This window comes from Nocardiopsis nanhaiensis (assembly GCF_054778635.1).
Map to the genome: position 1 here is coordinate 32,470 of NZ_BAAGZJ010000006.1, position 13,728 is coordinate 46,197.

12 protein-coding genes are annotated in these 13,728 nt (G+C 71.0%); 9 read left to right on the plus strand and 3 right to left on the minus strand.

Annotated elements, in window-relative coordinates; translation table 11 throughout:
* The 3 genes from ACYVD1_RS04265 to ACYVD1_RS04275 are packed head-to-tail and all read left to right on the plus strand — an operon-like array spanning position 1 to position 2,709.
* Positions 1-519: a TRAP transporter small permease gene (locus ACYVD1_RS04265; RefSeq protein WP_460768027.1), complete on the plus strand. Its 519-nt coding sequence runs from the start codon at positions 1-3 to the stop codon at positions 517-519.
* Positions 516-1,925 (plus strand): TRAP transporter large permease, encoded by a 1,410-nt coding sequence (locus ACYVD1_RS04270; RefSeq protein ID WP_460768029.1) that lies wholly within the window; start codon positions 516-518, stop codon positions 1,923-1,925. Before ACYVD1_RS04265 ends, ACYVD1_RS04270 begins: the two co-directional genes overlap by 4 nt.
* Positions 1,926-1,941: 16 nt before the next feature.
* Positions 1,942-2,709 carry an SDR family NAD(P)-dependent oxidoreductase gene (locus tag ACYVD1_RS04275; RefSeq protein ID WP_460768031.1) on the plus strand — a complete coding sequence of 256 codons (768 nt, stop codon included), beginning with the start codon at positions 1,942-1,944 and terminating at the stop codon, positions 2,707-2,709.
* 3 nt (positions 2,710-2,712) lie between these two features.
* Here the strand turns inward: ACYVD1_RS04275 and ACYVD1_RS04280 are convergent, their stop codons facing one another.
* The 3 genes from ACYVD1_RS04280 to ACYVD1_RS04290 form a co-directional block, all read right to left on the minus strand.
* Positions 2,713-3,891 (minus strand): ARPP-2 domain-containing protein, encoded by a 1,179-nt coding sequence (locus ACYVD1_RS04280; RefSeq protein ID WP_460768034.1) that lies wholly within the window; start codon positions 3,889-3,891, stop codon positions 2,713-2,715.
* On the minus strand, positions 3,888-5,318 hold the full coding sequence (locus ACYVD1_RS04285; protein WP_460768036.1) for a hypothetical protein: 1,431 nt from the start codon (positions 5,316-5,318) through the stop codon (positions 3,888-3,890). Before ACYVD1_RS04285 ends, ACYVD1_RS04280 begins: the two co-directional genes overlap by 4 nt.
* 771 nt (positions 5,319-6,089) lie before the next feature.
* Positions 6,090-6,830, minus strand: coding sequence for a GntR family transcriptional regulator (locus ACYVD1_RS04290; protein ID WP_460768038.1), 741 nt, complete (start codon positions 6,828-6,830; stop codon positions 6,090-6,092).
* A 195-nt stretch (positions 6,831-7,025) separates the two neighbouring features.
* Between ACYVD1_RS04290 and ACYVD1_RS04295 the strand changes: the two genes are divergently transcribed.
* From ACYVD1_RS04295 to ACYVD1_RS04320, 6 genes are read left to right on the plus strand one after another with little or no spacing between them, the layout of a single operon-like run.
* Complete coding sequence (locus ACYVD1_RS04295) at positions 7,026-8,030, plus strand: Gfo/Idh/MocA family protein (protein WP_460768040.1); 1,005 nt, start codon at positions 7,026-7,028, stop codon at positions 8,028-8,030.
* A 37-nt stretch (positions 8,031-8,067) separates the two neighbouring features.
* On the plus strand, positions 8,068-9,045 hold the full coding sequence (gene iolC / locus ACYVD1_RS04300) for a 5-dehydro-2-deoxygluconokinase (RefSeq protein ID WP_460768042.1): 978 nt from the start codon (positions 8,068-8,070) through the stop codon (positions 9,043-9,045).
* Positions 9,035-9,910 carry a Cgl0159 family (beta/alpha)8-fold protein gene (locus ACYVD1_RS04305; RefSeq protein ID WP_460768045.1) on the plus strand — a complete coding sequence of 292 codons (876 nt, stop codon included), beginning with the start codon at positions 9,035-9,037 and terminating at the stop codon, positions 9,908-9,910. The genes iolC and ACYVD1_RS04305 overlap by 11 nt, the downstream gene beginning before the upstream one ends.
* An 8-nt stretch (positions 9,911-9,918) precedes the next feature.
* Complete coding sequence (gene iolB, locus ACYVD1_RS04310) at positions 9,919-10,785, plus strand: 5-deoxy-glucuronate isomerase (protein WP_460768240.1); 867 nt, start codon at positions 9,919-9,921, stop codon at positions 10,783-10,785.
* An 8-nt stretch (positions 10,786-10,793) separates the two neighbouring features.
* Entirely contained in the window at positions 10,794-12,680 is a 1,887-nt protein-coding gene (gene iolD / locus ACYVD1_RS04315) for a 3D-(3,5/4)-trihydroxycyclohexane-1,2-dione acylhydrolase (decyclizing) (RefSeq protein WP_460768048.1), read from the plus strand.
* 39 nt (positions 12,681-12,719) lie between these two features.
* Positions 12,720-13,670, plus strand: a complete 951-nt coding sequence (locus tag ACYVD1_RS04320; RefSeq protein ID WP_460768050.1) for a TIM barrel protein — start codon at positions 12,720-12,722, stop codon at positions 13,668-13,670.
* Positions 13,671-13,728: the final 58 nt, after the last annotated feature.

Sequence of the window (13,728 nt, forward strand, 5' to 3'; positions counted from 1 at the left end):
ATGCTCGACAATGCCCTCCGTCACGTCGAGAACGCCCTGGCGACCGCTGTCTTCGCGGCCGTGGCGACCCTGGCGCTCCTGAACGTCGTCAGCCGCTACTTCCTCGGTGGGTCACTCGCATTCACCAGCGAGATCACCGTCAACCTCGCCGTCTGGCTCATCATGATCGGGTCGGTCATCGGTCTGCGTGAAGGCGCCCACCTCGGCTTCAGCCTCCTGTACGACAGGACGACCGGCACCGCCAGGGCGGCCATGACGGTTCTCATCACCGTCGCCGTGCTCGCCTATCTCGCCGTGTTCATCGCCTACGGTACGCAGCTCGTCGTTCACCAGGTCGAGCTCGGCCGGGCCACGCCCGCGATCGGGATTCCGCACTGGCTGTTCACCCTCGCGCTGCCGGTCGGCGGGGTCCTGGGTTCGGTACGCGCGATCCAGGCGGCCGTCGTCAGCATCCGTATGGCTGGCGCCGACAACACCGTCGATCCCATCGAAACCGCGGACGAAGGAGCGCAGCGATGATCGCCCTCGTACTCTTCGGCACCTTCTTCGTTCTCCTCTTGCTGGGCGTTCCGGTGGCCTTCGCCCTCGGGCTGTCGGCGGTGGCCGGGCTCATCGCGATGGGCGGCTTCGCTGAACTGTCCATCGTGCCGAGTGTCTTCTACGCCTCAGCCGCTGCCGAGACCCTGCTGGCCATCCCGTTCTTCATTCTGACCGGCGTCCTCATGATCAAGGCCGGGATCTCCAAACGGCTGGTGGACTTCGCCCAAGCCTGTGTGGGGGCCCGTAAACACGGACTCGCCTTCGTCGCCATTGTGGCGACCTTCCTCTTCTCGGCGATCGCCGGTTCCGGACCGGCGACCGTGGCGGCGATCGGCGCCATCCTGATCCCGGCCCTGGTCCGGCACGGCTACCAGACCCGCCACGCGACCTCCCTCCTGGCGACCGCGGGCTCGATGGGGATCATCCTGCCACCGAGCATCACCTTCATCATCTTCGCGGTCATCGTGAGCGACTTCGCGGGGGTGTCGATCGCCAGGCTCTTCATGGCCGGGGTCGTCCCCGGCATCATGCTTGCCGTGGCCCTCATGATCGCTTGCCTGTTCCTGCCCCGAGAACAGGTGACGGCTGAGCGGACCCTTGAGGCGGCCGGAGCGCGGGGGCGGAAAGGGGGCGGCACGTCCGCGCCGATGACCTCCGGCAGCGCCTCCAAGGAAGGTGCGGCCGCCGACACCGAGGACGGCGGCGCGCGCTTGGACGGAATGCGCGGTCTGGGGAAGGCGTTCGTGCGCGCTCTTCCCGGCCTCCTGGTCCCCGTCATCATCCTGGGGGGAATCTACAGCGGGGTCGTCACTCCGACGGAGTCCGGCATCGCCTCGGCCTGCTACGCACTAGTGGTCGGCCTCTTCGTCTACCGCGAACTGCGGTTCGACGCGCTTCCGCAGGTCTTCGTCGCGGCGACACTCCAGACGTCCGTTGTGATGTTCATCGTCGGCTCCGCATCGGTCTTCGCCTACGTGGTCACCTCCAACGAGCTGGCCACCTCCGTGGCGGACCTCCTTTTCACCATCACCGAGAACCGCGTGCTCATCACGCTGGTCGCGATCGTGATCCTGCTCGTCATCGGGGCGTTCATCGACGCGGTTTCCGCGCTGTACCTGCTGGTGCCGATCATCGCCCCGGTCCTCCTCGCGGTGGGGGTCGATGTCACGACCATCGGCGTCATGATGACCGTGAGCCTGGCGCTCGGGCTCATCACACCGCCGATCGGCATCAACCTCTTCGTGGCCGCGGGCATCGCGCGAGCCCAGCTCGGCGAGGTTCTCTCGGGTATTCGACCGTTCCTGGCCGCAGGCCTCATCGTCCTGTTCATCGTCGCCTACGTACCGGCGGTGTCCAACTGGCTTCCCGATCTGCTGGGCTTCTAGGAAAGGGCAACCACGAATGACATCCTTCGATCTGACCGGACGCGTGGCCCTGGTGACGGGTGCCGCACAGGGCATCGGCCTGGAGATCGTCAGGGCCCTGGCCCGACAGGGTGCCAGCGTCATGCTCGTCGACGTCGCGGACGCCGAGGAACAGGTCCTAACGCTGCGGCGCGACATCCCCGGGTCCGTGTTCGAGTACTCGCGGGTCGACGTGCGCGACCGTGAACAGGTGCGGGGATCGGTGACCGGGACCGTTGGGCGCCTCGGCTCGCTGGACATCGTGGTCAACAACGCCGGCACCGCGAGCCGCGACGACCTGGAGATGATCGGTGATGAGCACTGGAATCGCGACCTGGACACCAATCTGCGCGGTGCTTTCCTCTACACCCAGGCCGCCGTCTATCCGCACATGCGGGACCAAGGCCGGGGCAGGATCATCAACGTCAGTTCGATCTCCGGGTTCATGGGCGGTCCGAGCTCCGGGAACGGGTCCCTCGGCCGCTCCGGACCCGCCTACGCAGCGTCCAAAGGGGGCGTGCTCGCCCTGACCAAGTGGGTGGCCAAGGAGGTCGGTGACTGGGGCATCACCTGCAACTCCGTCGCCCCGGGGCCGATCGCCACCGCCATGACGCGATCGGTGGCCTATTCCCTGGAGGGCCAGGCCATCAAGCGCATGGGCCGACCGGAAGAGGTCGGCGCGGCGGTCGCCTACCTGGCCTCGCCGGGCGCCGCCTTCACCACCGGCCAGGTCCTCAGCGTGTGCGGGGGCGCCGGAATCCACTGACCGTCAGGGTTCGCGACGTCCCACACGGCGCAGGCGCGCGGACCGGTGTTGCAGAAGCACGTCCGGGTTGAGCAGGTGTTCCAGGCCGGTGCGCTCCAGGCGGGTGAGCAGGTCCGCGTGGCTGGAGCCCAGGGCCTCCGCTGCCAGGTCGGTCCGCCACCCGGTCTCGTCGAGCACACGCAGAAGGTGGCCCCGGCGGACCTGGGCGGGGGACAGGCGGAAGGCGCTCAGGTAGGCAGTACGCCCGTCCGGACACGTGACGACCTCGCCCACGTACTGGCCAGTGCCCCGGGTGAAGGGCGGCCGGAACCGGCGCAGCATGAAGCCGCCGTGTTCCCCGGCCTTCCGGAGCGTGCTGTCCTGCTCGGTGAGGGAGGAGAGCATGAGCTCGTCGTGGTTCCTCACCGATGCGGCGCGGCTCTCGGTGACCGCGCGGCGCAGGTCGGCCAGCGTCCGAACCCCCTCCTCGCGGATGGGCTGGTACAGGGACGGCGCCGCGAGTGTCAGCAGCCCGCGCGTGTACAGAGTCTCCCCGAACAGGTCCAGCAGAAGCGACGGGTGCAGGAGCCGGTAGTCGTGCGGATGCGGGGCGAGGTGGACTGCGGCCAGTTCGTCCGTGACGTAGAGCGCCAACCCGCACTGTTCGGGGTGGATCTCGAACAGCTCCAGCGCCCGGGCCAGATCGCCGATCTCCTGGCCGAGGTAGGCGGCCTCGGCGGGGGCGCCCATGCGGCCAGTGCGCAGCAGGGTGCGGTTCAGGTGCTCCCAGGCGATGTCGGGGGAGTCGAAACGCAGTGCCAGGTGACCTTCCACGTTCAACCGCCACGGCAGGTACCGGGGCCGGTCGCGCTCGAACCGGCTCACTTGGCCGCGGCGGGAGGACAAGTGGACGCGTGCGGGGTCCGGCCGGTCCCAAGGGGAGAGCAGGTGGGTTCCGTAGACGGCACCGGGCAGCGGGTCGTCGCCCCAGCAGGAGGCGACGTAGGCGTGCGGCAGGTAGGCCACCGGCTCCGGATCGGGGCTCTCCGCTCCCTCCGGGGTTTCCTCGGGGCGGTCGGGCGTGATCCCCGACAGCGCCGGGTGCAGGCGCAGCCCTTCGACCCCTTCCCCGCGCAGCAGAGGGACCAGGCGGACGTTGCCCCAGCGCTGGTCGGGGCCGGTGCGCACCCCTTCAGCGATCAACGGTCCTCCAGATAGGCGGTGACGGTCGCCTCCAGGTGCGCGCGCAGGTCGGACAGGCCGAGGTGCCCCGCACCGAACCGGGCCAGCTCCACCAGGGACGGCAGGGTCGCCGGATCGTGCAGGCCGATGGTGGGCACGGCCGGGCTCAGCGGTCGCATGCCCAGGTGGTCGGCGTCGAAGGCCGGATTGAGGTGGACCACGGTGGTGGCATGGCCCGGGTCCAGGCGGCGGCGCCACAGCAGCAGGGTGTCCGCCAGCAGGGCGGGTTCGGAATCGTGGCCGTCGGAGACCACGACCACCCGGTCGGGGCGGAGCTCCAAGGCGTCCAGGATGCGCTCAGCCAGGTGGGTGGGGCCCAGCGGGCGCACGGTCAGGTGGTCGGTGTGTCCCGACAGCCAGTGGGTGGTGGCCCCGGGGGACAGAACCGACACCAGATAGTGGCAGGCCAGGGCGGTGGCCAGCGGACGGTTGCGCCTGGTGGGGGAGCCGAACGACGAGTAGCTGTCGTCCAGGACCAGCGCGGTGGGCGGCCAGGTCCCGGCCAGCGCACCGGCCGTGCGCCCGGCCGAACGCTCCAGCGCGTGTTCGAGTTCGCGCCGCCGTTCCCGCCGCTCGTGCGGCGCCAGGCCCAGCACGTACGAGCACAGCCGGACCAGAGGCGCGTCGTCCAGGGCACCCAAGGGCGCAACCCCTGCACGGCGGGCGGTGTCGGTCAGCCGTGTCCGTTCCGCGCCAGTGGTGCGCTCCCGGATGAGTTCCAGGAAGCGGGCTCGGGGGACCCGGTGGCGGGCGGCGAACCCCTCGGCGACGGTGAACGGCAGGTCGTACAGGTCCCGCGCGGAGTGGTGGGCGCGGCCGTGCGCGCGCAGCAACGGGGAATCCGGGTACCGGTGGCGGCGGCGCCCGCTGGGGGAGGAGAAGAGGAACCGGCCGACGTCCTCGGGCAGGCGCGGGCGGGCGTGGCGGGCGGCGTCGCGCAGGCCCTTGCGGTACTTCACCGCGTCCAGGGTCAGGTCCGGGCGCTGCTCCAGCCAGTGGCGGATGGTGGCCCGCGTGCGCCGGTTGTTGACCCGCTCCGCGGCCAGACGGCGGAAGAGCCGGTAGACGCGCTGGGGCGGGGTACGGGCCAGGCGGCGGCGGATGAGTGCGTTCTCGCGGGCGCGCTCGTCCGCGGAGGCGTCGGTCCGGGGCCGCGAGAGCAGGGTGTGCACGATGCGCATGGCGTTGTGGTCGTTGACGTGCAGCGCCAGCGTGGCCGCGTACAGGTCCGGGAGGCTGTGGTGGACGTAGTCGTGCAGGAAGTCGAGGGACAGTCGCTGGTCCCCGGCAGCGGAGTGGAACTCGCGCTGGCCGGTGGCGGAGATGGCGGCGCTGGCGAACAGCAGCAGGTCCTCGCAGGCCAACAGGTCGGTGTAGGTGTCGCTCATGGGGAGGCTTCCGGCTGGACAGGGGGTCGGCCGGGGAGCGGCGGCGCGATCAGCGTGAAGGATGCTTTCGAAGGCAGTTCTCGGAAGTCGCGGTCAAGTCCCACGGCCGACCCGGGCACGACGTTAACGGACGCCCGAGTCCACGGGGCTCCCTTTATGCCGATCTGCTGCGGAGCGGCTGGCTCGGGGCGGGCGCCACGGACACGGTCCGGCCGGTGGCCGCCCTCCCGTCGGCGAACCCGGGTGAGCGCTCCCGGCCGTCCTGGACGACCCGCACGAACGCGTCGAACTCCTCAAGGTAGGCCTCGCGGCAGCGGTCGAGGAAGAAGTGCAGAGAGGGCTCGACGGCTCCGGTCGACGCGGACCCGTATGCGCGACGCGCGTCGGTGCCTGGTCGGTGGCCTGGTTGCTCGGGGCCATGGCGTCCTCGAGCACCGGTCCCTGCACGGCATCCGGTGTCAGCCTCACTTGCACGACCAGCTTCGTGGTCGAGCACACTGACGAAGCCGAGCCGGGTGGTGGGGCAATACCGCGAGACTTCCTGACCAACGATGTGTCCGCCCCGCCCTTGATCGTAGGCGGGGCGGGTGTGGGACCGTACCCGCGCGTCCTCGTAGAGGGCCGAAGTGCGGACGGTGGGAAACTCTGCGTCGGGTCTGGGTCGACGGGCGCTTCTTTCCGGGCGTGTACGCTCCGGGGTTCCGCGCCGCATCAAGCTGAAGTGGCCTGAGTTTCCGGGACGTGGGCCGACCGGAGACCGGGAAACCGGTCTCAGCCGGTCAGGGTGAGTTCGAACGAGTAGCGCGAGGCGCGGTAGAGGTGCGAGCCCACCTCGATGACGCGGCCGACGTCGTCGTAGACGGTGCGGTCCATGGTCAGCAGCGGCGCTCCGCGGGACTCGTCCAGGACCCTGGCCTCGGCGGCGGTCGCGTTGCGGGCGCTGATGCTCTGCGAGGCGATCTTCAGGCTCAGGCCCGCCCCGCGCAGCAGCCGGTAGAGGCCACTGTGGGACAGCTTTTCCCGGTCGAGCTCCACCCGGCCGAGGGGCACGTAGTTGTGCATCAGCGCCAGGGGTTCGTCGCGGGCGTAGCGCAGCCGCTCGATCACGTACACCTCGGTGCCCGGTGCCACCTCCAAGAGGGCGGCCACGGCGTCCGGTGGCGCCTGCTTCTCCAGGTGCAGAACCTCGGTGCGCGGCTGTTCGCCAACCCGGTCGAGGTCGTCGTAGAGGCTGGACAGTTCGACCGGCCGACGCACCCGTGGGCGGACCACCTGGGTCCCGACCCCGCGTTTGCGCACCAGCATGCCCCGGTCCACGAGGTACTCGATGGCCCTGCGCAGGGTCGGGCGGGACAGACCGAGGCGGTCGGCCATGTGCAGTTCGTTCTCCAGCTTGGTGCCCGCAGGTATGTCGCCTTCCAGGATGCGGTGTTCGAGTTCCTGGGCGACCTGGAAGTAGAGCGGTACGGGGCTGCTGCGGTCCAGGGCGATCGACAGCGGGGTCTGGGTCACGAGCACGTCCTTTGTGTCTTTGCGGGAGTTTTCCCGAGGCCAGTGTAGTCAACATACTGATGGCTTGATATTAGGACGTATATATGTCTAGACAAAGTGTTGACACTGATATGCCGTCAGCGTGACCATGGGGTTCCACATGTGGCGCACACGACACACAGGTGAGACCTGAGGCACGATGAGGCAAGGGGAGCTATGCGTATTGGCTTGGTGGGAACCGGACGCATCGGACACGCGCACGCGGTGGCGGTGAGCGCGCGGCCCGAGGTGGAGGAGCTCGTTCTCGCCGACGCCGACCCCGAACGCGCGCGGGGCACGGCGCTGCGCGTGGGCGGCCGGGCCGTCGAGCGGGTCGCGGAACTGTTCCACCCCGGCACCGTCGACGCCCTGATCATCACGGCCGCCACTGACGCCCACCCCGACCTCATCCTGGCCGGTGTCCGCGCCGGACTCCCGGTCTTCTGCGAGAAGCCCGTCGCCTCCACCGTCACGGAAACCGTGCGCGTGCGCGACGAGGTCGAGGACGCCAAAGCCCAGGTCCACATCGGCTTCATGCGCCGCTTCGACGCCGGATACCTGCGCGCCCACGAGGCCGTGCACTCGGGTGAACTGGGCGACGTGCACCGCATCCACGCCGTGACCTGCGACATGGCCCCGCCGCCCGCGGAGTACGTGGGCACCTCCGGCGGTATCTTCCGCGACTGCCACGTGCACGACTTCGACATCCTGCGCTGGCTGACCGGCCGCGAGGTGGCGGAGGTCTACGCGCACGGCGCCAACCGGGGCGCGGACTACTTCACCGAGGCCGGTGACGTCGACACCACCGCCGCCGTCCTGCGCCTGGACGACGGCACCCTGGTCACGCTCCAGGGGTCGCGCTACAACGGCGGCGGCTACGACGTGCGCATGGAAGTGGCCGGCTCGCGCGCCACGATCGCGGTGGGCCTGGACGACCGTGCGCCCCTGCGCTCGGCGGAAGCCGCCACGGCCTTCCCGGGCCAGGCGCCCTGGGAGGAGTACTGGTCGCGCTTCACCCCCGCCTACGAGGCGGAGATCTCCGCCTTCACCGCCATGGTCCGCGACGGCGGACCCAGCCCCTGTACGGTGTCCGACGCTCTGGAGGCGGTGCTGGTGGCCGACGCCGCCGACCTCTCCCGCCGAGAACACCGCCCCGTACGCGTAGCGGAGGTCCGGCCCTGAACCGAACCGGTCCAGACCAACGAGGCGAGGAGTGACCTTGGACAGCACGCAGTGTTCCGTCGGCGGGGACCCACTGGAAGTCATCACCATGGGCCGGGTCGGTGTCGACATCTACCCCGAGCAGATCGGTGTCGGCCTGGACGCGGTGCGGTCCTTCGGCAAGTTCCTGGGCGGTAGCGCGACCAACGTCGCCGTGGCCGCCGCCCGGCACGGACGCGCCTCCGCGGTCGTCACCCGCACCGGGGAGGATCCCTTCGGCCGCTTCGTCCGCCAGGCGCTCGGCGGGTTCGGTGTGGACGACCGCTTCGTGGGGGCGGTGCCCGGGACCGCCACCCCGGTCACCTTCTGCGAGATCTTCCCGCCCGACGACTTCCCGCTGTACTTCTACGGCCGCGACCCCGCCCCGGACCTGCTCATCGAGGCCGAGGAGCTGGACCTGCCGGCGGTGGCCGGGGCCGACCTGTTCTGGGCCACGGTCACCGGGCTGTGCCGCGAACCCAGCCGCACCGCCACCCTGACCGCCCTGCGGGCCCGCAAGCCGGGGCAGTTGACGATCCTGGACCTGGACTACCGTCCGATGTTCTGGGACTCCCGCGAGGAGGCCCGGCGCTGGGTGGCCGAGGCGCTCCCGCTCGCCACCGTCGCCTGCGGCAACCTCGACGAGTGGGAGACCGCCGTGGGTACTCGTGACCCGGAGGAGGCCGCCCGGCGCGGCCGTGACGTGGGCCTGTCCTTGGCCGTGGTCAAACAGGGCCCGGGCGGGGTGCTCGCCGTGGACGACACGGGCGCCCACCACGTGCCCCCGGTTCCGGTGGACGTGGTCAACGGTCTGGGCGCCGGGGACGCCTTCGGCGGGGCGCTCTGCCACGGCCTGCTCTCCGGCTGGCCGGTCGAGCGGGCCACCCGGTTCGCGAACGCGGCCGGGGCCGTCGTCGCCTCCCGGCTGTCCTGCTCGGACGCCATGCCCACCAGCGCCGAGGTGTGGGAAGCGCTGGAGGTGGCCCATGCTGGCTGACCGGCTCCGCGAGATCACTCAGACCCGGCTGCACCGGCCTTCGGCCATCGCCGAGGCCGCAGCCCGCAGAGTCCGTCCCGGCTCCCCGGTGGGCGACTCCGGGCGGGCGATGATCGTCGCCGCTGACCATCCGGCGCGCGGGGCGCTGCGTTCGGGTGACCGCCCCATGGCGATGGCCGACCGCGCCGACCTGCTGGACCGGCTGCGCACCGCCCTGTCCCGGCCCGGCGTGACCGGGGTCCTGGCCACCGCCGACATCGTCGAGGACCTCCTACTCCTCGGTGCGTTGGAGGGCAAGTCGGTCTTCGGCTCCATGAACCGGGGCGGACTGGCCGGAGCCCCCTGGGAGATCGACGACCGCTTCACCGGCTACACCACCGAAGGGCTGATCCGCTCCGGCCTGGAGGGCGGGAAGATGCTGCTGCGCCTGGACTACTCCGACGAGCGCACCGCCCGCACCATGGCGAGCTGCTCCCAAGCGGTCAACGAACTCAACGACGCCGGTCTGGTGGCGATGGTCGAACCGTTCATCTCCCACCTGACCCACGGCGTGATCCGCAACGACCTGTCCGCGGACGCCGTCACCAGGTCGGTGGCGATCGCCTCCGGGCTCGGCCACACCTCAGCCCGTACCTGGCTCAAGCTCCCGGTGGTCGAGGACATGGAACGCGTCATGGCCGCCACCACCCTGCCCACCGTCCTGCTAGGCGGCGAGGTCAGCAACGACCCCGACGCCGCCTACGCCCGATGGGCCAAGGCCCTCGAGCTCCCGACCGTCGTGGGGCTGACCGTGGGCCGTTCGCTCCTGTACCCGGCCGACGACGACGTCGAGGCCGCCGTCGACACCGCAGTGGAGTTGCTGTGACAGACAACATGCACCACCTTCCGGCGCTGAGTACCGCGTCGCCGCCCTTCCGCACGGTGATCACCCCGGACACGGCGGGATGGGGCTACTCGGGGCTGCGCGTGCTCGAACTGGCGCCGGGACAGTCCGCCGAGGTGCACACCGGGGACTCCGAGACCCTCGTCCTGCCGCTCGACGGCGGGTGCACGGTCGTCCTGCCCGGCACGGCCTTCGAGGTCCAAGGGCGCGACGACGTGTTCTCCCGCGTCACCGACTTCGTCTACCTGCCGCGGGACGCGCGCGCCACGGTCGCCAGCGGGGGCGGGGGCCGGTTCGCGCTCCCCGCCTCCCGCTGCGACCTCACCCTGCCGGCCCGCTACGGACCCGCCGAGGACGTCCCGGTGGAGCTGCGCGGCGCCGGGCAGTCCAGCCGCCAGGTGAACAACTTCTGCGTGCCCGGGGCCTTCGACGCCGACCGGCTCATCGCCTGCGAGGTCCTCACCCCCGGCGCCAACTGGTCTTCCTACCCGCCGCACAAACACGACGAGGCCACCGCGTCCGAGGTCGAACTGGAGGAGATCTACTACTTCGAGGTCGCCGAGGGGCCAGCGGGCCCCGGTGTCGGCTACCAGCGCGTCTACGGCAGCACCGATCGGCCCATCGAGGTGCTGGCCGAGGTGCGCTCGGAGGACACCGTCGTGATCCCGCACGGATGGCACGGCCCGTCCATGGCCGCCCCCGGCTACGACCTCTACTACCTCAACGTGATGGCGGGACCCGGCAGCGAGCGGGTATGGCGGATCAGCGACGACCCCGCCCACGGCTGGGTGCGCCGCACCTGGGAGGACCTGGACATCGACCCGCGGCTGCCACTGTGCACCGCCCAGGGGAGGTGAGGCCGACGATGAGCGAGGAGACCGTCCGCCTCACCACGGCCCAGGCGCTGGTGCGCTTCCTGGCGGCCCAGTACACCGAGCGCGACGGCGACCGCCACCGCCTCTTCGCCGGCGTGTGGGGCATCTTCGGGCACGGCAACGTCGCCGGGCTCGGCCAGGCCCTGCTCCAAGCCGCGACCACCGGGGAGGCCGACCTTCCATACCACCTGGCCCGCAACGAACAGGCCATGGTGCACGCCTCGGTCGGCTACGCCAAGACCCGCGACCGCCTGTCCACCTTCGCCTGCACCGCCTCCACCGGGCCCGGCTCCACCAACATGGTCACCGGCGCCGCCCTGGCCACCACCAACCGCATCCCGGTCCTGCTACTGCCCTCGGACATGTTCGCTACCCGCGTCCCGGACCCCGCCCTGCAGCAGCTGGAGGACACCCGTGCGGGCGACGTCACCGTCAACGACGCCCTGCGCCCGGTCTCCAAGTACTGGGACCGCCTCACCCGGCCCGAACAGCTCGTCCCCGCCGCGCTCGCGGCCGTGCGGGTGCTCACCGACCCGGCCGAGACCGGCGCGGTCACCCTGTGCCTGCCCCAGGACGTGCAGGCCGAGGCCTTCGACTGGCCCACCGCCCTCTTCCGTGAGCGGGTCTGGCACGTGGGCCGCCCGCTGCCCGAACCCGGCGCGCTGGGCCGCGCCACTGAGGTGATCCGTGGCGCCCGGCGCCCGCTGCTCGTGGCCGGGGGAGGGGTGGTCTACGCGCGGGCGACAAGGGAACTGCGCGCCTTCGCCGAGGCCACCGGCATCCCGGTCGCCGACACCCACGCGGGCAAGGGCGCCCTGCCCTGGGACCACCCGCGCGCGGTCGGCGGACTCGGCTCCACCGGGGCCCGCAGCGCCAACGAACTCGCACGCGAGGCCGACGCGGTCATCGGCGTCGGCACCCGCTACAGCGACTTCACGACCGCCAGCCACACCGTTTTCGGCGACCCGGACGTGCGCTTCGTCAACGTCAACGTCGCCCGCCCCGACGCCGCCAAGCACGCCGCCACCCAGGTGGTCGCCGACGCCCGCGAGGCCCTGACCGCCCTGCGCACGGCGCTGGACGGGTGGCGGGTCGATCCCGGACACGAAGAGCGGTCCGGGGAACTGGCCCGGGCTTGGGCGGGCGAGGTGGACCGGTGCCACCGGGCGCGGGGCCGCGACGGCCTGGTCGCGCAGACCGCCGTCATCGGCGCGCTCAACGACGCGCTGGACGACCGCGACGTGGTCATCAACGCCGCCGGGAGTATGCCCGGCGACCTGCAGATGCTCTGGCGGGCCCGCGACCCCAAGGCCTACCACGTCGAGTACGCCTACTCCTGCATGGGCTACGAAGTGGCCGCCGGGCTCGGCGTGAAGATGGCCGCACCCGACCGCGAGGTCGTGGTCCTGGTCGGCGACGGCTCCTACCTGATGATGGCCCAGGAGATCGCCACCACGGTCTCCGAGGGCGTCAAGGTCGTCATCGTCCTGGTCCAGAACCACGGATTCGCCTCCATCGGCGGCCTGTCGGAAGAGGTGGGATCCCAGCGCTTCGGGACCGGCTACCGCTACCGCGACCCCGACACCGGACTCCTGGACGGGGCCGTCCTCCCGGTCGACCTGGCCGCCAACGCCGCCAGCCTCGGCGCGCACGTCATCCGCGCCGAGGACCTCACCGGTTTCCGCGAGGCCCTCGCCAAGGCCCGGGCCGCCGACACCACCACCCTCGTCCACGTGGAGACCGACCTCTACGGCCCCAACCCGCCAGGCAGCGCCTGGTGGGACGTACCGGTCAGCGAAGTCTCCGCCTTGGACTCCACCCGCGGCGCCCGCGAAGTCTACGACGGGCACAGGAGCGGGCAGCGCCACTACCTGTGAGCCCACCAAGACGCACCACCAGGAAAGGTCACACCCTCCATGACAGCCACCGACGACACCGCGGCACTCCGGAGCGCCAAGGACCGCCTCGTCCTGGGGTCGGCCCCCGACTCCTGGGGCGTGTGGTTCCCCGACGACGAACACCAGACCCCGTGGCACCGGTTCCTGGACGAGCTCGCCGAGTCCGGCTACGACTGGCTCGAACTGGGCCCCTACGGCTACCTGCCAACCGACCCGAAGCGCCTCAACGACGAGGTGGGCCGACGCGGCCTGAAGGTCAGCGGCGGCACCGTCTTCGGCGACCTGCACAACGCCCGCAACTGGGAGGACACGGTCGCCACCGTGCGCGCCGTCGCCGAGCTGACCGCCGCCGCAGGCGCCCACCACCTGGTCCTCATCCCGCCCATGTACCGGGACGAGAAGACCGGTGAGTTCTCCGAGTCACCCACCCTGGACGCCGACCAGTGGGCGAACCTGACCCGGTCGGCCGACGAACTCGGCCGGGTCCTGCTGGGCGACTACGACGTGCGCCTGTGCCTGCACTCGCACGCCGACTCCCATATCCAGACCCAGCCGGAGATCGAGCGCTTCCTGGACGGGACCGACCCCGATCTCGTGTCGTTGTGCCTGGACACCGGCCACGTCGCCTACGGGGGCGGCGACGCCGTGGACCTGATCCGCCGCTACCGCGAGCGCGTCGGCTACGTGCACATCAAGCAGATGGACCCGGAGGTCCTGCGCCAGGTCAACGACGAGAAACTCAGCTTCGGCGAGGCCGTCAAGCGCGGAGTGTGCGTGGAACCGCCCGCCGGGGAGCCCGCGCCCGCGGCCGTCGTGGACGCGCTCGCCGACGTGGACGCCCGCGTGTTCGTCATCGTCGAGCAGGACCTGTACCCGTGCGCGCCCGACGTGCCCAAACCCATCGCGCTGCGCACACGCAAGTACCTCAACAGCTGCGGCCTGGGGGCGCGCCACCAGAAGAGCCCCTGAAACAACACGAGTATCCGGAGAGAGAACAGCACGGCACCGACACCGGCAGCCCGGTGCC

Excerpts from the sequence above, each read along its gene's own strand:
- ACYVD1_RS04265 (WP_460768027.1), top strand. The coding sequence starts at position 1 with ATGCTCGACAATGCCCTCCGTCACGTCGAGAACGCCCTGGCGACCGCT.
- ACYVD1_RS04270 (WP_460768029.1), top strand. The coding sequence starts at position 516 with ATGATCGCCCTCGTACTCTTCGGCACCTTCTTCGTTCTCCTCTTGCTG.
- ACYVD1_RS04275 (WP_460768031.1), top strand. The coding sequence starts at position 1,942 with ATGACATCCTTCGATCTGACCGGACGCGTGGCCCTGGTGACGGGTGCC.
- ACYVD1_RS04285 (WP_460768036.1), bottom strand. The coding sequence starts at position 5,318 with ATGAGCGACACCTACACCGACCTGTTGGCCTGCGAGGACCTGCTGCTG.
- ACYVD1_RS04295 (WP_460768040.1), top strand. The coding sequence starts at position 7,026 with ATGCGTATTGGCTTGGTGGGAACCGGACGCATCGGACACGCGCACGCG.
- ACYVD1_RS04305 (WP_460768045.1), top strand. The coding sequence starts at position 9,035 with ATGCTGGCTGACCGGCTCCGCGAGATCACTCAGACCCGGCTGCACCGG.
- iolB (WP_460768240.1), top strand. The coding sequence starts at position 9,919 with ATGCACCACCTTCCGGCGCTGAGTACCGCGTCGCCGCCCTTCCGCACG.
- iolD (WP_460768048.1), top strand. The coding sequence starts at position 10,794 with ATGAGCGAGGAGACCGTCCGCCTCACCACGGCCCAGGCGCTGGTGCGC.
- ACYVD1_RS04320 (WP_460768050.1), top strand. The coding sequence starts at position 12,720 with ATGACAGCCACCGACGACACCGCGGCACTCCGGAGCGCCAAGGACCGC.